The organism is Pseudomonas sp. NCHU5216, assembly GCF_052156495.1.
Classification (GTDB): Bacteria; Pseudomonadota; Gammaproteobacteria; order Pseudomonadales; family Pseudomonadaceae; genus Aquipseudomonas.
The window spans coordinates 72,910-90,713 of the sequence record NZ_JBQLIX010000003.1; the positions used below are offsets into that span (position 1 = coordinate 72,910).

Genomic DNA, 17,804 nt, shown 5'->3' on the forward strand with positions numbered 1-17,804 from the left:
AATACCTCCTTTTGTGCTGGGTACTTACTCACTCTCCAAACAAAATTTTCAACACTCCCTTACGGTATGCATTAACCCGGATAGTGTCGTCTTCCTCACTGATGGACGAGACAATATTTCGGAGATCAAGCTTCCTTACAAAATCCACATTTCTATCTGTGCGATCCAGTTTCTGGCGTGTATTGGCCTTTATGAATTGGCAGTAAGGTTCGGGCGATGCTCTTAATGCGCTAGTGACCTCCTGGTCACTTAACAAGTCTATGAAGTTATAAAGCATCTCTATTACAAGTTCGGATAAGGAGCAGTTTGCTAGGCAGTAAGCCACAAGATCCCTATTGTAGCTTTCTGTGTCGAGGCCACGTGTAGCAAGGTATCGAGAAACTTGGAGAACGACATTTTCGCCGCTCTGTAGTTCATCAAGTTTAATCATCTTGAATATGCCAACCTTCTCGGCGCTGCCAGCAAGGGATCTGAGCAAAATCAACTTCACCGTGATGTCTAACGGATATTTTTCTGCTTGAGATAAATATTTATTTATGTATCTTTGGACCAATGCAGCCCTAAGCTCGCTTGATGAGGCCGTGCTTGCAAATGATTCCTCATTAAAACCAACCTTCCCAAGTCGAGCGAGAGACAAGTTTCTATCCTGCGGATTCCCAGAAGGGAAATTCTTATAAGTATAAGGGGAGCACGCAATGAGCTTCGTGTAATTGGGAATATCAATACTTGTATTTTGGATGATGAAGAGCGAAAGTGCTCTACTATCGTCATCACCACTTTGTGATGACATTGGAATTTCAGTGCCTACAAGCTTGTTAACCACCTCATCTCGATTCAGCAGCCCATTTAGCCTGTCATGATCAGAGTTTTCATACAGGAAATACGTGAGTATATTGACCCAATTAATGACGACCTTGGCACTGAACAGCAAATCACTCCAAATGTAATCAGGGGCATCTTTGAGGCTTTCAAATATGAAGCTCTGCTTCATGGCAAATTGCGCAGCCAGGTCTGGATCAGCTTCAGGGTGGTTAAGGATTTCCAATATTGAATCTTTAGACTCTTCAGTATTGCTATCAATTGCGAGGCCAACATCCTTAAGGTACGTATCAATGTTATCGTAGATGTAGGTCTTGATTGTTCTGTCTTGGGCTGCACTGATGACTGTGTAGTTTGATTTTCGCGGGTCAAACTCAGGCTCTACTGCGCCACCAGCCTCTTTTAATAAATTTAAAATGGCGTAATTTATATTTTCCACAGTTATTGCATAAAGAGAGCTCTCATAGACATAACTTAGAACGTCATCAAGCTCGGCAAGCGCCTGAAGCTCTTCAATTTCCACTCGAAGAAGCTTGAGGGCCTCATACCCGTTAGCAAAAGAGATATTTTCAGAGAACACTAGAGGGGCATGCGTAGATAGGTACCTACTCAACACGCCGTTGGGATTCATGTTTTTGGCTATGTGCGAAGGACTCACGTGTGAAATTATGAGAGCGATGTGCCGGGAAGCTTGGTCACTGTTAATTGAGGCTATACCATAGCCCGACCAGTTCTCAGCCACGGCTCTTGTGAATCTATCTACCGATCGACCAGAAAGCCAATAAGCTTGAAAGAACCCCTCTGAATCAGCAAAGCGTTTTGATATAAACTCTACTGCGCTTATGATTTTCGCACGATTCGATTTTTCCGAGGCCAGAAGATAGTCCACAAGCGGTACATTAAGGACGTACTCAGCACCAAAATCTTCATCACGCATTTCTGCTACGACTTCACTGGGTGTGTCTATTGGAGCAAGCGGATCAACAGATCTAAAATCACGAATGGTCTGAATAAAGTTCCAGTCATTCCGAGACATGCGGCCTTCGTGAAATATAGAGATGTATAGATGGTATGTTTCATCCAAATAGCCATTTCTAATAAGATAATTTAGCAGTCTAAAGTCGCCAATCTCCGAGCTCCTTGCTATTTCATCAATCTCAGACTCGGCTGATTTAAGTAAATCTCTCAGCGGCTTTCGCGCAAGCTCTGCTTTTTCTTCCTTAAGAGCTTCAATCTGATTATTTAGCTCGCCTCGTCGCTGTGAGTTCTTATTTTTTATTCGCTCATACCTGACTTCAAATTTTGCCCCAGGCATAGCCAGCTCTTCAATCTCTCGAAACGATGAACCTATCTCTACATCCTTACTTCGGAATTGTCCATTCCAAGGAACAAGTGCTTGAACGCGAATTGATTTTTCATTGTAGAGCTTTCTGAAGTTATCCCACTCCAACAGCTTCTGGAAATCCAAGGCCTCGTTCTCGGCATATACAGACTTAATATTGTAGCCCGCGTTTCCACCACACAACTGGCCCCAGAAAATTCTAACCAAATCCTCTTGTGCAGAGCATATTTCGGCTTCCGAGGCGCGTATTAACTGCCTAAGCGTCTCAATCCTCACGTCCGTTTCGGCAGCGGCCTGTGCGATCAACTGGGTGCGCAGCTCTACTATCCTCAAGAGGGCTCCTTTACCATGATGGAGAGCTTCAAAATCTTTGGGATATGTATTTTTATACACTATAATTGCAAAAAGCTTGCTCAGGTTAGGTACTCCACCCACCTTGCCTTTGTATATCAAGAACTCATTGCTAATATTTTTAATTAATCTGTAGTCATCCAAGTACAGTGAGACATCGCCCAGAAGTCGGTTATCTATTTCCTGTTTGCCGTCTCGCTCAATCATGCATTTGGAAAGCATCTCACGGGAATTTGAATTGTTTATGATCGGAACAATAGGCGTGATGAAGTCAAAGAACTTTGCCCTGTCCTTATTAAAGAATACATCGTCTTTTATTGCGTAGATAAATTTTAATGGCTGCATTTCTTTGAGTATGCCAACACCAGCCCTGCGCCTAGGTCGATCATTTATTATTTTATTTATTTCGCGCAGCTTGATGAATATTTCAGGACTTCCAAATCTATCTAGATCCTCAAAAATGACTGCGTCGTAGTTTTTTTCCTCAAAGAAGTAAATGATCTCATCAAGGTGCTTATTCAGAATAGAGCTTTCAGGGGTTCCATCTAACTCCACCTCTCCATTCTGGAGCGATAGCCGTTTGACTGATAAGGAATGTGAGGCTCTCAATGCGCGAGCAATCAGTTGCGTGAAGTAAGATATGGCATACAGAACACTGAACGCCCATAGTGGCTTCATTTCATGCAGGGAGGTGACATCGAAGATGGACTCTCTTTCTCGGTAAAGATAAAAACATATAATGATCCAGAAAGCGAAACCGGCTGCGTTTACGTTAAGCCAGCGGGGCTTCGAAATTCTTTTGAATCTTGAATATGGTAGCGCGCTTGTGTCTGAACCGTAGAGCATTTGCTGAAGAATGCTGCGCTCAATTTTGACTGTAATTTCATCAGATGAAGATGAAGCCCCTGGGTCGGCATTGAAATTTGGATCACTGAACGTTGCCAGTGAGATATTTAGAAAGCTATAGGGAGAATTCTTCTCATATGTCCTGATAACGCTAGTCTTACCGGAGCCATAAGGGCCGGTTATTGCGACATTTCGGACCGCTGAATTCCTCATCGCGAAGTCCAAAGCCTTCCCATATAGCCCATCGATATCAGCATTATCCACTGGCGCCAGATCGAAGAAATTCTCAACAATTGGCTTTTCGCGCTCCAGATACCATTGAGCACGTTTGATTTTTTTAATGGTATATATCTTTGCTAGCAGGGTTTTGAAACACTTCAATTTTGTCATCCTTGAATATTACTAATCCGCTCGTTATGAATAGATGGATATGAGGGAGTTTCAGGGCTGCAGTGGCATTATGCCTTCTTTCGGCGACAAAGGAAGCTGCACGAGCATTGCTGGGCAGGCCCTAGCTGAGTCCCCCAGAGCATGATTATCAGTGATGCTCGAAGCAAATATGCGTTGTCAGCAACGGCTGCTCTTGGCCGATTCCAGCCCCTCACCCTTGCCCTCCCCCCATCACCACGCTACAGTCCGCCCCGTCACGGTCAATCCCGTGACCGGGCGTGAGAACCCGAACATCGTCCAAGGCGCGGAAGCGCCATAGCAGTGTAGCCGGCGCTTTTTTGTGCCCGGTTACCGCATTTCTATGGCGGGCCGTGTGAGGCAGGCCTCGGCCTGGCCGGTTCCCTTGGACGCCGGTTTCTCACCCTTGCACGGTCCGCCTCCATAGCTCGTGAGAAGGCTGGGAAGCGGCTCCTTAATCTGTCCAAGGAGCATAAGGAAAATGCACTATCCCCCTTTTACCCAAGGGCTCCGCCCTGGGCTGCTGGCTGTCGTGTCGACTTCCGTTTTGGAGGTGCTGCATGACCAAGTCTGAATCCGTCGTTATCCCCTTCCCCACGCCACGTAATCCCTTGCATAGCCATGTTGCCGACGAGTGTCCGCATCAGGCGGCTGCCGAGTATCGGGCGGCGTTGCTGGCCAAACTATTGCGGCGCATGCCTGAGTCGGAGTTGGCAAGCACCACCAGCGCACTGCTGAGCGAGTTGATCGTGCTCTACCGCCGAGCCATCGCCCAGGCAGCCGGGAGGGCCGAGCATGATTGAGCTGCAACGCTATCTCACTCACTTGCCCAGCCATGATGGGCAACCGCCTGCCTGCTTCGGCTGGAACGCAGATTGCCAGGTGAGCTTCGACCATGGCGTGCAGACCGCGCAGGCCTGGCTGGACAACGCCAATAGTGGCTGGCTGTGGGCCAATCTGTTAATGGAGCGGCAGCTATACCCGCCAGGTGCGCAGCGGCATGCCTTCGAGCTGGGCTTTCTCAGCCGCATCCACCAGCGGCTGTGCTCGCCTTTCGGTGGCGGGCACCAGGCGTTGCGCACGGAATTGAAGCTGTAGAGCTGCCAGTGTTCGAGCCCGCCAAGGCGGGTTCGGCCTTTTCAAGGCAGCGCGTAGGGTGGGCCGAGACGCCGACCGCTCGTAGCCTCAGCGAACAGCCACCAACAAGGTAAAAGGCGTACTGCTTCGCGAGTACGCCCACAGTACTGTTCAAGATTGCATCAGGCCCGCAGCGCAGCGCCGAGCGCTCTCGCCGCTTCATCGATGGCGCGCTCATCATAAGGCGCAAAGCCCATTACTAGGCCGGGCGAGCGTGGATGCACACAGTAGCGTGCCAGCGGCATCGCCTCGATGCCGGCAGCGTGCATTCGGGCAAAGGCATTGGCTTCGTCCTCCATCTGCAGGCCGCAGGCGATGTCCAGCCCGGCGCGGATTTCCGGCACCTCGATCATGCCCTGCCAGTGACGCTGCGCGGCTTCGGCGAAGGCCTCGGCACGCAGGGCATAGAGCTTGCGCATGCGCCGCACGTGACGGTCGAAGTGGCCCTCGTGGATGAAGTCGGCCAGCACCGCCTGCGACAGGCTGTTGGCATGCCGTGCGGTCAGGGCTGCCGCGCGGGTGAAGCATTCCACCAGGTGTGCGGGCAGCACCAGATAGGCCAGGCGAATCGCCGGGAACAGCAGCTTGCTGAAGGTGCCGGCGAGAATCACCGACTGCTCGGCAGCCGCCATCGAGCGCAGCGCCGGGATCGGTTTGGCGATGAAGCGGTATTCGCTGTCGTAGTCGTCCTCGAAGATGTAGCTGCCTTCGCGCTGCGCCCATTGCAGCAAGGCCAGGCGGCGCGACGGCGACAATTCGCCACCGAGCGGTGCCTGGCGCGACGGCGTCACGTAGGCCAGCCGTGCATGGGGCGCCAGGCGCATGCCTTCGTCCACCTGCAAGCCCTGGGCATCCACCGGCACGTCGACCCGTCGCACTCCGGCCACATCGAGTAGCTGGCGCGCGCCGGGATAACCCGGATCTTCCATCCAGACCTGCGAGTCACCGGGCGCCAACAGGCGCAGGCACAAGTCGAGCCCTTGCTGCACGCTGGCAAGCACCAGGATGCGTTCGGCCGGCACCTGCACGCCACGGGCGATGGACAGGTAGCCGGCAATGGCTTCACGCAGCGCCGGCAGGCCACCGGGGTCGGCGTCGAGCAGCAGTGACAAGCGTGACGCGCGCAATTGTTGCGTGTGCAACTTGCGCCAGGTGTCGATGGGAAAGGCCTGAACATCTCCCCGATGAGGAAAGAACGGGCGCAATCCCGACACCGAGGCGCGCCTGGCGAACACGGGCTTGAGCTGATCCAGGCGCTCCATCCAAGGTGTAGCTGGCGCCGTGCGTGGCAGCTCCTCGGGCGGCCGTACCTTGCGCCGCACGTAGCCGGCATTGAGCGTGACATCCGGCAGCACGGCGCTGACCCGCGTACCGCTGCCGGTGCGTGCATGCAGGTAGCCCTCGGACAACAGTTGCTGATAGGCCGCCTGCACCGTGCCCCGCGCGATCTGGTAGTGCTCGGCCAGTTGTCGCGTGCTGGGCAGCTTGCTGTCCGCCGGCAGGCGTCCGCCAAGAATGGCCGCGCGCAGCGACTCGTAAAGCCAGCGTTGCAGGCTGACGCCCGGTTCCGGCGTGCCCAGCGGCAGGAAGAGCACCTGCGGCGGTGCGCTGGTGTTTGGCATGAGGGCCTCTGAATGGATCAATGACTTCCAGCAAGAATGGATCAATACACCGATCCAAGCCAGCAGCAGAATCGCTTCCGTAATCGAGCGGAACACTTCCCATCTCTTCACTGGAGCGAAACCATGAAGCAACAGATCCTGATCATCGGCGCCGGATTCGGCGGTATGTGGAGCGCACTCAGCGCCGTTCGCCTGCTGGATCGTCAGCAGCGCCTCGACGTGGCGGTCACCGTGCTGGCCCCACAGGCCGAGCTGCGCGTGCGTCCACGCTTCTACGAAGCTGACCTGAGCACCACCGTTGCCCCGCTGGGGCCGCTGTTCGACGCCGTCGGCGTGCACTTCGTGCAAGGCAGCGCGACCCGTATCCATAGCGAAGAACGCCGCGTGAGCTACCGCGACCAAAACGGCAACAACGCCAGTCTGGCCTACGACCGACTGATTCTGGCCAGCGGCAGCCAGGTGTCGCGCCCGCCGGTGGCCGGGATCGATCAATTCACCTTCGATGTCGACAGCCTGGAGTCGGCCCAGAAACTCGAGGCCCACCTGCAGGCCCTGCGCCGGCAGCCGGACAGCCCAGCACGCAACACCGTAGTGGTGGCCGGCGGCGGCTTCACCGGCATCGAGACCGCCACGGAAATGCCTGCTCGCCTGCGCGCCCTGCTCGGCGAACAGGCCGATATCCGCGTGATAGTGGTCGACATGGCGAATCAGGTGGGCGGCGCCATGGGGCAGGATATTGCGGCGGTGGTGGCAGAAGCCAGCGACCAGCTCGGCGTCACCTGGAAGCTCGGCAGCCCGGTAGCAAAAGTGGAACGAGCGGGTGTGGTGCTCGATAACGGCGAGCGCATCGAGGCCAGCACGGTGATCTGGGCAGTCGGCGTGCAAGCCTCGCCGCTCACCCAGCAAATCTCGGCTGAACGCGACCTGCATGGTCGCCTGCATGTCGACCGCAACCTCAAGGTACTCGGCCAGGAGGCGATCTATGCCACGGGGGACACGGCCTACGCCGCCGTGGACGATATCGGCAACCATGCGCTGATGACCTGCCAGCACGCCATCGCCCTTGGGCGCTCGGCGGGCAACAATGCCGCAGCCGACCTGCTCGGTGTGGAGCCTATCGCTTATAGCCAGCCCAAGTACGTCACCTGCCTGGATCTGGGCGCCTGGGGCGCAGTGTTCACCGAAGGCTGGGAGCGCAAGGTGGTGCTCACCGGCCAGGAGGGCAAGGCGCTGAAGACCCAGATCAACACCGAGTGGGTCTACCCGCCAGCAGCCGAACGTGCAGCCGCCCTGGCGGCAGCCGATCCGCTGATTCCGGTGGTGGCCTGAAAAGGCTCAAGAACGGCCTGGAGCCTAGAGCCCAGGCCGTTCAGCGCGTAGGGTGGAGCGGGACGCTGACCGCTCGTAGCATCGAACAGCCCACCGAGATCTGCTGCCTAGATCAACGACCGACCAATGGCAAACAGGCGAGATGGCAATTTGCAGCCCAGCACCTAGATTATTCAAGGGGCGATTGAACCCTAACCCACAAAAACAGACGTCCGACCTGGTGCAGTCCTCCGCGTGTTCCAGTCTTCGCGCTGGGAGTCCATGACATGCACTGACCAACATGGCTGGCCAGCAAAAGCGCCAAGCCATGGAGCCACACATTAAAGGGACATTACATGGCAAAACTCATTCTGGGGCACACTACCGATAGCTCAGCGAAGATCTGGATCAGGGCATCGGCTCGCTGGCCAATAGCCTTTCTGCAGCTAATCAACTTGGCCAACAACAAAACACTCACTGAAAAAGCCATTCCAACCCAGGAATCCGAGTTCTTCACCGCGGTTCATGAGTTCAACGGCCTGTCAGCCGACACTGAATACAAAGTGAAGGTTTCTTTCGGCAAAACACCCGAGGCCCCTGCCGAGGCACGCATAAGAGATGCCTATACCGAAGGTCGATTCAAGACCTTCCCGAAAAAGGCCTCCCAGCCGTTCACCTTTCTTCTTGGCTCGTGCAACCTTCATTCACTTGGCATATTGGAGCGCCCGGATCAGTCCTGGCTGAGCATTTCCAGAATCGCAGCGAAAACCCAAGCGCGCTTCATGCTCCACGCGGGTGATCAAATATATGCCGATATTCCTTTCAAGCCCGAGGCCAGCCTGGAGCACTACCGGGACAAGTATCTGGATGCCTGGAATGACTGCATTCCCGCCAGGAAGGTACTGACCGAACTGCCACACTACATGATCCTGGACGACCACGAGATCATCAACAACTACGCACATGGCAGCGATGAGCTCGGCAGCACGCTGCCGCGCATTGCACTCAAGGTCTACTGGGAGTTCCAGCACTCGCATAACCCAACCACACTTGGCGCTGCCGACCAGTATTACTACAGCTTCAACTATGGTGATGTTCAGTTTTTCGTGCTCGACACTCGTACATCGCGTGTATCGAGCCTCGGACAAATGATCGACGACAAGCAGCTCAAAAGCCTGCTTGCCTGGATGACTCAATACAGCAACAGCACCAAATTCATCGTAACCAGCGTCCCATTCGTAGGCGCCGTCAAGAATCCAAAGCAGGACAAATGGTGTGACCCGGTCTTCAAGGCCCAGCGAGAAAAGATCCTCAGGCACATCCTCAAGAACGGCATCAGCAATGTCATTTTCCTGACCGGCGATATGCACACCTCTTACTGCGCCGACATGGAGATCTCCGACGGGGCAGGCAACAAGACTGTCATCCATGAGCTGATGTCCAGCCCTATCAATCAGTTCACACCGAAACTGCCCCTGGAGTTTCACTACGAGTCACCCAAGAGCGAAACCAGTGATGGACTTCAATATACGTCCACGATCAGGAAAAAAATTTTCTACGGTGACCATTCAAATGTCATGAGCATTACCGTTGCCAGTGGACAGCCGATCGAGTTCAGCATCTTCAGGACCACCGTCGATACGACCAAACCGGCGATCAAGGGAACGATCTGAGCAGCCCCTAACAGGCTGTTGAAAAACGTAGCCAATACAGCCAGTGCAATACCGCTGGCTGCCCCACAAAAACAGGCGAAAAACGGTCGGAGTCGCGGTCGACTTCACGAGCTGTAAATGAGCATTTTTGACGGAGGCGCCTAGCTTGGGCTCGCACACGAGCCTGTTTTTAACGCCGCAATGGCAACGCATGTAGTTTTCAACAGCCTGCTAGGGAATCAGCATCTGCATCTGGCCAGGCATCACCACCTTGATGACGCCAGCCCAGTTGCACATCAGCGAGCAGTTGGAATCCAGCGAAGGCATATTGCCCAACAACATGGTCGGCGCACCGGGTATCCAGGGCGTTGCCGTGGCCGGGATGCACGGCATGGGCGTCAACACGCCCAGGGCCGCCGCAGTGGCCGCCGCCACCGTCGGGTTGGCCATGCTCATGCACATGCCGAAGGGCATGATGTTCACCAGCGGGATATGATCCATGATATTCGCCGCCGGCATGCCGCCTGTAAGCGTGCGATTGGTCGGCAACACGTTCAACATGCTCGGCGCAGCGCCAAAACTGCACTGCAACGTCGCACCACTGCACACCTGCGGACAACCCATCACACTCTCCCAGTCAGTCCCTGATGGGAGAGCAGCTTAGTAGAACGTTGATAGGGTGGTTGCTTTGCACTGATGATGTTGAGCGGCAACGCAGATTGGGCTGCACATCGCATAGCGCCCAGCTAGTGAAGACCATCCGCAATGGCGAGCGGTGCAACCTGCACGATCAGAAAGAGGCCAGGCCTCGCTGTGCAGGCGGTAGCTGTATGAAGGACGAGGAATCACTCCCGCGTGTTGATGTCTCGCTGGACTCGCTTCAGGTGGCCCTCGACATAGAACGCAGCCCCATTCTCATCGCCTGACACAATCGACTCGTAGATCAGGCGATGCTCAGCCACATAGAGCTGGATCCGGTCTTCATCGTATATCCCGTCATCACGCAGGCGATTCCAGAGTGGCTGGGCCATGCTCTTCTCGACCTCGTCGGCGATTTTGAGGATGAGGGCATCCTCGGTCATCACTGCAAGCTGACGGTGGAATAAGCGGTCGCATTCGCTCCACAGCACTTGTTGCCTGACATCCGAAATGTCTTTCACTCCAGCCATCTGAGCCAGGTACTTTTCTGCCAGTAGATCCCGCTTGCCTCGTCTGGCCGCCAAGCGAGCGATCGCGGGTTCAATCAGTAGACGAACCTCAAGCGTGCTGTTCGGGCTGAAGTCTGCCTGGGGGCGATTCTCGAGCGGAACCGGGGGAGCCACGTCGACCTGGTCGGCCACATAGGTTCCCGAACCATGGCGAGTGACCACCATCCCTTCATTCTGCAAGGCCCCTATGGCCTCTCGTACAGCGGGCCGACTGACCTTCAAGCGCTGTGCCAGATCCCGCTCCGATGGCAGGCGTGACCCTGGCAGATAAGCGCCAGTGAAGATCCCTGTGCGGATCTCGTCCGCGACTTGCTCGTAAATCTGCTTCGGGCGGAAATCCAACTGGGTAGCCTTCTGGTCCATTCTCATTACCACCTAACCAATTCCTGATGACGATGCGAGCCTACAACGCATGGCTTCATTTTTGACCACCTTGGGTGAATTTCGCACCAAATTGGTCATATGGCAAACCGAATAGCGACCAGCGGATCAGGAAAAGCCGTTGCAAGCCTTAAAAAGTGGGCATAATATCAACCACTAGTGGATCAATAACCAACCAGTGAAGCGTTCTGGCACGGTTATCGCCTATGGCTGGAAGCCCAACCCACCCAAGATGGTTCTAAAGCTAACCAGTTAGCCCTTCATGGGCATCCGTAAGAGGCTCAAATGAATAAGCACAAGATGAAGCCAACGAAGACAAGCAGCACATGCGCTCTATCCAGCACCCGCAGCATGGCTTTTTGCTCAGCCATTTGGCCATGCATGCAGCAGGCTGAGGAGGCTCTCCCAACCCTCTTGCGCATCACTCACCATTGAGGAACCACCATGTCATTGCTGAATGAATATGGGCTGGTGCTCCTGCTTGGCCTGGGGATCACGCTTCTATTGTCCGCCGCCAGTTGGCTTTTGGCCTTTACGGTAGGCCTGCTGCTCACATTGGTTCGTATGACCAAAATCAGAGCAGTCGAAATCGCCGTTCTAGTTTTTGTTGAATATCAGCGAAACGTCCCGCCGCTGGTTCACATATTTCTGTGGTACTTCGGTGTGAGCAGCATCCTGCCCGAGTCTATTCAGGACTGGATGAACGCCAACCACGGCGAGTTCATTTTTGCTGCGATAGCCATCGGCCTGTACTACGGAGCCTACTTTGCAGAAGACATCCGCAGTGGTCTTCGCAGTGTTCCGAGGGGGCAACAAGAAGCCGCGCGAGCCATGGGGCTGAGTTACGTCGGCACCATGCGCCGCGTTGTGCTCCCACAGGCTCTCCGCATCGCCATCCCTCCGCTGGTTAGCGAAACGGTGATGCTGGTGAAGACCACCAGCCTGGCCATGGTGATCGGCGTCATGGAGCTCACCTATGCAACCAAGGACGTAGCCAGCGACACCTTCCGCATCTTTGAAACTTACGGGTTCAGCACCGCGATGTATGTGGCCGTGGCCCTTTGCCTGCTGATTCTTGGTAACTGGCTGAGCCAGCGCTTTCAGATCAAGGGGCGCTAACAATGCTCGATATCATCCAGAACTACTGGCTTCTCCTGCTCATCGGTTCCTACCCGAACGGCCCGCTTGGCGGCGTGGCTGCCACGCTACTGCTCTCCATCATCGGCATCGGGTTGGCCTTTCCTCTCAGCGTGCTGCTTGCGCTTGCACAACTGAGTACCTTCAAGGTTCTTCGTTACCCAGCAACGGTGATGCGCTACCTGGTGCGCAGCATTCCGCTGGTTATGCTGATCTTTGGCACCTATTTCATCGTGCCGATGATCTTGGGGCGTCCGATTGCGGGCTTCACCACGATGGCAGTGACCTTGGTGTTCTTCCAGGCGGTGTACTTGGCCGAAATCGTGCGCGCCGGAATTGAGGCTCTACCCCGTGGCCAGACCGAGGCTGCCGCCGCGCTTGGTATGGGCTACTGGACGCGAACCAGGAAAATCATCCTGCCGCAGGCACTCACCAACATGCTGCCCAGCATGGTTGGCCAGTTCGTTACCACGATCAAAGACACCTCGCTTGGCTACGTGATCGGGGTGAACGAACTCACCTATGCCGCCAACCAGGTCAATAGCAGCCTTTTGACCGAGCCCTTCAGCGTCTTCCTGGTGCTGTCGGTCATCTACTTCCTTATCTGTTTCGCGCTGACGCAGGCCGCCCGAGTTCTGGAAGCACGCCTTGAACGTCGCAATTCCCGTTCCGTTGTGCAGTCGCCCATCAGCATCTCCAACACCACCGCAGCGGAACTCTGACCACCATGAAAAGTACTTCTAACGCTACCTCTGCGACTATGCATGACAACGCAATCATCAAATTGAGCGCCGTCGAGAAATGGTATGGCGAGCACCACGTGCTCACCAACCTCTCCGCCGAGGTCAAGCGCGGCGAGGTCGTGGTTCTGTGCGGCCCATCTGGTTCAGGTAAATCGACGCTGATCCGGACGATGAACAGATTGGAAGAAATCAGCTCGGGCACGATCCAGGTCAACGGCAAAGACGTGCAAGGAAAAAACGTCGATGTGAACAAAATGCGAAGCCACATTGGCTTCGTTTTTCAACAGTTCAACCTTTTCCCGCATCTGTCTGTCCTCGAGAACGTAGCGAGCGGCCCACTGTGGGTCAGCAGGGTTGCGCAGAAGGAAACTCACGAAGCCGCAATGGAGCTTCTGACCAAGGTCGGGCTTAGCCACAAGGCGAACGCGTATCCCAATCAGCTTTCCGGGGGGCAGCAGCAGCGGGTGGCAATCGCTCGGGCTCTGGCAATGAAACCGCCCATCATGTTGTTCGATGAACCGACCAGCGCCCTCGACCCAGAAATGGTTGGCGAAGTGCTTTCCGTAATGAAAGCGCTGGCCAGCGAAGGAATGACGATGGTCTGCGTCACCCATGAAATGAAGTTCGCCCGAGAGGTCTCTGACGTTGTGTGGTTCATGGATCAGGGCGAACTGTTGGAGGTGGCGCCTCCAGAAGAATTCTTCACTGCGCCCAAGCACCCGCGGGCGCAGAAGTTCCTGTCCGACATCCGTCGCGATTGAATCCTATCCTCACCAGGAGCAGCTTCATGACAAATGTGTCAGCCGTTACCAGCGCCAATAAAGACGCTTCGATCACAGTGTGCGACCAAGCACGTACCGCACAACTGCTGGACTTCAACGCGCTTGTCGAGGCCATCGCCCAGGCAGCAGCGGAGCTGGACGCCGGGGCGATTTTGAGCCCCGAGCGAATGGTCGTCCCGATGGGAGATACCGGCGTTCTTCTGAGCATGCCCGCGACCGCGCCCGACGTTGGAATCCATAAGCTGGTGAACGTCCACCCTTCCAACGTCCAGCGCCAACTCCCGACCATTCACGGCACCGTCACGGTCTGTGATGCCGTGACCGGCAAGATCCTGTGCCTGCTGGATGGTCCCGAGCTGACTGGCCGCCGCACCGCCGCCGTAACGCTGTTGGCGATTCGCACCCTGCTGAAGAAAGCACCGAAGGATGTGCTGCTCTTTGGCACCGGAGCACAGGCCCGATACCACGTGCAGGCAATCAATGCCCTCTACCCAGAAGCCAATGTATGGGTACGAGGTCTGGATGAAAAAAGCGCATCAGATTTCTGCGCCAATAACCGTCACCAGCATCAGCACCTGGCCCCATGTGGGGCGGCACTACCAAGCAAGGTGGACGTAGTCATCACCGTGACCACTAGCACCGAGCCCGTTTACAACGAGCTCGCCAAACCTGGCTGCCTGGTCATTGGTGTAGGTGCCTTCAAACCTGAAATGGCCGAGCTGGGCGAAGTCACCTTGGACGGCAGTGATCTGTATGCCGACGACCCTATAGGCGCACGTCACGAGGCAGGTGACCTGCTTCGTGCGGGGATCGATTGGTCCCGCGTCAGCTCTCTCGCGAGTGCCTTGAGGGCAAACATCGATCCGAATCGCCCTGTGGTTTTCAAGAGCGTTGGCACAGCCGCATGGGATCTGGCCGCTGCTCGTGTGGCGCTCGAAGCCTTGGCCAGCGCTGAGTAACGAGCTCATGCGCGCCGCACGGTTACTGGTTTCGCAGCACTTGAGTCGACAGAGACGTACTGGCTTCCCGCCAACGCCACTGGCGCACTGACTCAAGCGACTTCTGCACTGAACTGTCGATGAATGCTCCCGAATGCACGGGAGCATCACTCGACAAGTACGCCCCAAGGAAAGTTTGTAAGTGATTCACCCTGGTTAACAACAGCGCGCCTCAGGCGCAATAAATCGAGGGATGTTGCTATGAAATTCCGTACCAACGCGTTTATTTCCGCAATCGCTAGCTGTGCACTGTTCGTGGTTTCCGTGGCTCAGGCCGACCAACTTGCCGATGTCAAAAGCAAAGGCACCCTGGTGTGTGGTGTGCTCGATATCTTCGAGCCATTCGGCTACACCGACACCGCGACTCGCAGTGTTGCTGGTTACGATGTCGACATATGCAACGCCATTGCCCAAAAGCTTGGCGTGCATGCAGAGATCAAGCCCGTCGCCGATTCGGCCCGGATCCCGGAGCTGCAGCAAGGCCACATGGACATCCTCGCTGCCGGCCTGGCCTACACGCCTCAACGCGCGGAGCAGATCAGTTACTCTGATTCCTACTACGTCAGCAACAACGTGCTGGCCGTGCGCAATGACCGTGGCTACAAGCAGACCAGTGATCTGGCAGGCAAGCGCATCAGTTATGTCAAAGGCACCATCAGCGAGCCTTACATTCGCGAAGCGCTGCCGACTGCCACCCCCGTTGGGTACGACGACATCTCGACGGCCTTCACCGTTCTTCTCCAGGGCAAGGTAGCGGCATTTAGCACCTCCGAAGAGGCTGTTCAGAAGCTGGTCAATCGCCTTGGCCCTAACGCGTCCAAGTATTCGGTAATCGCCCCACCGATTGGCCGGGAGGTTTGGAGCGTGGGTGTACGTAAGGGCGAAGACCAGATGCTGCTGGCTGTAAACACCGCGCTTCGCGACATGGAGGCTTCAGGCGAGATGCAGGCGATCTTCGACAAATGGCTGGGGGCTCAATCCATCTACAAGATGACTCGTTCGTTCAAGGTCGAGCCCATGAAGTGAAGGTGGCTGCGCCGACTGAGCAATCGGCCGGCGCCGCTCTTCAACCGATCAATTGCCCGTCTTCGCACTGTGCCCATGACGAGGCAACGCCAGTCCGATGACCACCAGCCGGGCGCAGTCGGAGCCTATGAATACCAGCGGCAGGCTGACTGCTCGCCAGGGTTAGAACAATGATCGAATATTCCAGGATGCCGAAAATGACTTCCATATTGAACGGCCGCAGCTTGATTGGTGGTGCTGCTGAAGGCGAACTCTTGTTTTCCGATGTCGGCCTCAGCTTCTGGGGGGGAGTGAACCCGTCCAGTGGCGAGATCATCGACCGCCATCACCCGCTTAGCGGAAACCACCTAGCAGGGCGAATTCTTGCAATCCCGAGCGGGCGAGGTTCATGTACGGGCAGCAGCGTGATGATGGAGTTGATCAGCACCGGCAACGCACCGTCTGCGCTCGTTTTGGCCGAAGTCGACGAGATTCTGACCCTTGGCGTGCTACTGGCCGAGATGATCTTTGAGCGCTCGCTGCCTGTGATCTGCATCGGTAAAGAAGCGTTCGCTCGCTTACGTGATGTTGCGTTTGTTCGAGTTGAAGGCAGCACGGTACAGCTACGCGAAGCGTTTCCCAGTACTACCTCGGTGGTTGAGGTAGCACATCCTGGCGCTGCATCCGCTGATATCGCTGTAGTGCTTACGGATCGCGACCGGGCGATGTTGGCAGGTGAGCACGGCAAGGCAACTCAGGTTGCCATGCAGGTCGTCCTGCAGATGGCCGAGCTTCAGGGTGCAAGAAGCCTCATTGACGTCACCCAGGCGCATATCGATGGATGCATTTACACAGGCCCGTCCAGCCTTCGCTTCGCCGAACAGCTAGTTGAGTGGGGTGCACAGGTCTCCGTACCAACCACCCTCAACTCGATCTCCGTTGACCAGCGTCGCTGGCGAGAACTCGGTGTCGATCCTTCCTTTGGGGAGCCGGCGAGCGCTCTAGGCGAGGCGTACATGGCTATGGGGGCGCAAATGAGCTACACCTGCGCCCCTTATCTACTCGATACCGCCCCCAAGGCGGGAGAGCAAATCGTGTGGGCGGAATCCAACGCTGTAGTGTTCGCGAACAGTGTCCTCGCTGCACGCACGTTGAAATACCCAGATTACCTGGATATCTGCATCGCCATCTGCGGACGAGCCCCTCTCTCGGGCTGCCATCTGGAAGAGAACCGCAAAGCACAGCTACGCATCGAGGTTAAAGGTGCGGGGGAAGTGGACGACGCCTTTTATCCGCTGCTTGGGTACCGTATCGGGGCACTATCAGGCAAGCAGATTCCCTTGATCCTGGGCCTGGAGAACAAAAAGCCAAATCTGGACGATCTGAAAGCATTCGCTGCTGCTTTCGGCACCACTTCAGCGGCCCCGCTCTTCCATATAGCCGGCGTGACGCCGGAAGCAATGGATCCGCAACATGCCGTCGCGGCAGGGGAAGACTTACCCGCACTGACAGTGGAGCCGATTGACCTGGTAGCAAGCTGGAGAGAGCTCAATAGCGCTCAGAACAGCACAGTAGATGTCGTCTCACTGGGTAACCCTCACTTTTCGTTGAGCGAGTTCAGTCGTCTGGCCGAGCTTTGCCGGGGCCGTAGCAAACACCCGAACCTAGCATTCGTCATCACGTGTGGCCGTGCGGTTCTGGAACAAGCGCGTACAGCAGGGTACATCGCCCCTGTCGAAGCCTTTGGCGCAAGCATTGTGACCGACACCTGCTGGTGCATGCTCGGCGAGCCAGTGATTCCGCCATCTGCCAAGGTGTTGATGACGAACTCAGCCAAGTACGCCCACTACGCGCCAGGGCTGGTGGGTCGAAGCGTGCATTTCGCCAGCTTGGCCGATTGCGTTGAGGCGGGAACGAAAGGTTTTGCAAGTCGTGAACTGCCGGCCTGGCTAAGCTCTGTGGGCTGAGCACAGCCGGAAGCTTGAAGTGCTGTGTAACTGCGAGGCTGCCACTCTTATCGCTGCCCTGGCCCTCTGCAGCCACAACACGACGTACGACAGGCGCG

The 17,804-nt window shown here is 55.8% G+C and carries 14 protein-coding genes; 10 read left to right on the forward strand and 4 right to left on the reverse strand.

What is annotated here, in order from left to right:
• Positions 1-28: 28 nt before the first annotated feature.
• Positions 29-3,748, reverse strand: a complete 3,720-nt coding sequence (locus tag ACSVIK_RS03450; protein WP_442442982.1) for a YobI family P-loop NTPase — start codon at positions 3,746-3,748, stop codon at positions 29-31.
• 578 nt (positions 3,749-4,326) lie between these two features.
• Between ACSVIK_RS03450 and ACSVIK_RS03455 the strand changes: the two genes are divergently transcribed.
• Both ACSVIK_RS03455 and ACSVIK_RS03460 read left to right on the forward strand, forming a co-directional pair.
• Positions 4,327-4,569, forward strand: a complete 243-nt coding sequence (locus tag ACSVIK_RS03455; protein WP_442442983.1) for a hypothetical protein — start codon at positions 4,327-4,329, stop codon at positions 4,567-4,569.
• Entirely contained in the window at positions 4,562-4,864 is a 303-nt protein-coding gene (locus ACSVIK_RS03460) for a LasR-specific antiactivator QslA (protein ID WP_442442984.1), read from the forward strand. The genes ACSVIK_RS03455 and ACSVIK_RS03460 overlap by 8 nt, the downstream gene beginning before the upstream one ends.
• A gap of 161 nt (positions 4,865-5,025) precedes the next feature.
• Here ACSVIK_RS03460 and pdxR read toward each other — a convergent pair whose 3' ends face one another.
• Positions 5,026-6,525, reverse strand: coding sequence for a MocR-like pyridoxine biosynthesis transcription factor PdxR (gene pdxR / locus ACSVIK_RS03465; RefSeq protein WP_442442985.1), 1,500 nt, complete (start codon positions 6,523-6,525; stop codon positions 5,026-5,028).
• Between the two features lie 123 nt (positions 6,526-6,648).
• On the opposite strand from pdxR, the gene ACSVIK_RS03470 reads away from it, so the two are divergent.
• Both ACSVIK_RS03470 and ACSVIK_RS03475 read left to right on the forward strand, forming a co-directional pair.
• On the forward strand, positions 6,649-7,854 hold the full coding sequence (locus ACSVIK_RS03470) for an NAD(P)/FAD-dependent oxidoreductase (protein WP_442442986.1): 1,206 nt from the start codon (positions 6,649-6,651) through the stop codon (positions 7,852-7,854).
• 335 nt (positions 7,855-8,189) lie between these two features.
• On the forward strand, positions 8,190-9,506 hold the full coding sequence (locus ACSVIK_RS03475; protein WP_442442987.1) for an alkaline phosphatase D family protein: 1,317 nt from the start codon (positions 8,190-8,192) through the stop codon (positions 9,504-9,506).
• Between the two features lie 210 nt (positions 9,507-9,716).
• Here ACSVIK_RS03475 and ACSVIK_RS03480 read toward each other — a convergent pair whose 3' ends face one another.
• The gene (locus ACSVIK_RS03480) at positions 9,717-10,109 is read right to left on the reverse strand and encodes a DUF4280 domain-containing protein (protein ID WP_442442988.1); all 393 of its coding nucleotides are present in this window, start codon (positions 10,107-10,109) and stop codon (positions 9,717-9,719) included.
• A 221-nt stretch (positions 10,110-10,330) separates the two neighbouring features.
• Positions 10,331-11,056 (reverse strand): FadR/GntR family transcriptional regulator, encoded by a 726-nt coding sequence (locus tag ACSVIK_RS03485; RefSeq protein WP_442442989.1) that lies wholly within the window; start codon positions 11,054-11,056, stop codon positions 10,331-10,333.
• A gap of 462 nt (positions 11,057-11,518) precedes the next feature.
• Here ACSVIK_RS03485 and ACSVIK_RS03490 point away from each other — a divergent pair, with 462 nt between their 5' ends.
• The 6 genes from ACSVIK_RS03490 to lhpI (ACSVIK_RS03515) all read left to right on the forward strand — a co-directional run bounded on the left by ACSVIK_RS03490 (position 11,519) and on the right by lhpI (ACSVIK_RS03515) (position 17,706).
• The gene (locus tag ACSVIK_RS03490; protein ID WP_442442990.1) at positions 11,519-12,193 is read left to right on the forward strand and encodes an amino acid ABC transporter permease; all 675 of its coding nucleotides are present in this window, start codon (positions 11,519-11,521) and stop codon (positions 12,191-12,193) included.
• Positions 12,194-12,195: 2 nt separating this feature from the next.
• The gene (locus tag ACSVIK_RS03495; RefSeq protein WP_442442991.1) at positions 12,196-12,933 is read left to right on the forward strand and encodes an amino acid ABC transporter permease; all 738 of its coding nucleotides are present in this window, start codon (positions 12,196-12,198) and stop codon (positions 12,931-12,933) included.
• Positions 12,934-12,986: 53 nt separating this feature from the next.
• On the forward strand, positions 12,987-13,715 hold the full coding sequence (locus ACSVIK_RS03500) for an amino acid ABC transporter ATP-binding protein (protein WP_442443141.1): 729 nt from the start codon (positions 12,987-12,989) through the stop codon (positions 13,713-13,715).
• A 26-nt stretch (positions 13,716-13,741) separates the two neighbouring features.
• Positions 13,742-14,695 (forward strand): bifunctional Delta(1)-pyrroline-2-carboxylate/Delta(1)-piperideine-2-carboxylate reductase, encoded by a 954-nt coding sequence (lhpI, locus tag ACSVIK_RS03505; RefSeq protein ID WP_442442992.1) that lies wholly within the window; start codon positions 13,742-13,744, stop codon positions 14,693-14,695.
• 240 nt (positions 14,696-14,935) lie between these two features.
• Positions 14,936-15,760, forward strand: a complete 825-nt coding sequence (locus ACSVIK_RS03510; protein ID WP_442442993.1) for a transporter substrate-binding domain-containing protein — start codon at positions 14,936-14,938, stop codon at positions 15,758-15,760.
• Between the two features lie 188 nt (positions 15,761-15,948).
• Complete coding sequence (lhpI, locus tag ACSVIK_RS03515) at positions 15,949-17,706, forward strand: cis-3-hydroxy-L-proline dehydratase (protein WP_442443142.1); 1,758 nt, start codon at positions 15,949-15,951, stop codon at positions 17,704-17,706.
• Positions 17,707-17,804 lie beyond the last annotated feature (98 nt).

Excerpts from the sequence above, each read along its gene's own strand:
- ACSVIK_RS03450 (WP_442442982.1), bottom strand. The coding sequence starts at position 3,748 with ATGACAAAATTGAAGTGTTTCAAAACCCTGCTAGCAAAGATATATACC.
- ACSVIK_RS03470 (WP_442442986.1), top strand. The coding sequence starts at position 6,649 with ATGAAGCAACAGATCCTGATCATCGGCGCCGGATTCGGCGGTATGTGG.
- ACSVIK_RS03480 (WP_442442988.1), bottom strand. The coding sequence starts at position 10,109 with ATGGGTTGTCCGCAGGTGTGCAGTGGTGCGACGTTGCAGTGCAGTTTT.
- ACSVIK_RS03475 (WP_442442987.1), top strand. The coding sequence starts at position 8,190 with ATGGCAAAACTCATTCTGGGGCACACTACCGATAGCTCAGCGAAGATC.
- pdxR (WP_442442985.1), bottom strand. The coding sequence starts at position 6,525 with ATGCCAAACACCAGCGCACCGCCGCAGGTGCTCTTCCTGCCGCTGGGC.
- ACSVIK_RS03455 (WP_442442983.1), top strand. The coding sequence starts at position 4,327 with ATGACCAAGTCTGAATCCGTCGTTATCCCCTTCCCCACGCCACGTAAT.
- ACSVIK_RS03510 (WP_442442993.1), top strand. The coding sequence starts at position 14,936 with ATGAAATTCCGTACCAACGCGTTTATTTCCGCAATCGCTAGCTGTGCA.
- ACSVIK_RS03460 (WP_442442984.1), top strand. The coding sequence starts at position 4,562 with ATGATTGAGCTGCAACGCTATCTCACTCACTTGCCCAGCCATGATGGG.
- lhpI (WP_442442992.1), top strand. The coding sequence starts at position 13,742 with ATGACAAATGTGTCAGCCGTTACCAGCGCCAATAAAGACGCTTCGATC.
- ACSVIK_RS03495 (WP_442442991.1), top strand. The coding sequence starts at position 12,196 with ATGCTCGATATCATCCAGAACTACTGGCTTCTCCTGCTCATCGGTTCC.
- lhpI (WP_442443142.1), top strand. The coding sequence starts at position 15,949 with ATGCCGAAAATGACTTCCATATTGAACGGCCGCAGCTTGATTGGTGGT.
- ACSVIK_RS03490 (WP_442442990.1), top strand. The coding sequence starts at position 11,519 with ATGTCATTGCTGAATGAATATGGGCTGGTGCTCCTGCTTGGCCTGGGG.
- ACSVIK_RS03485 (WP_442442989.1), bottom strand. The coding sequence starts at position 11,056 with ATGGACCAGAAGGCTACCCAGTTGGATTTCCGCCCGAAGCAGATTTAC.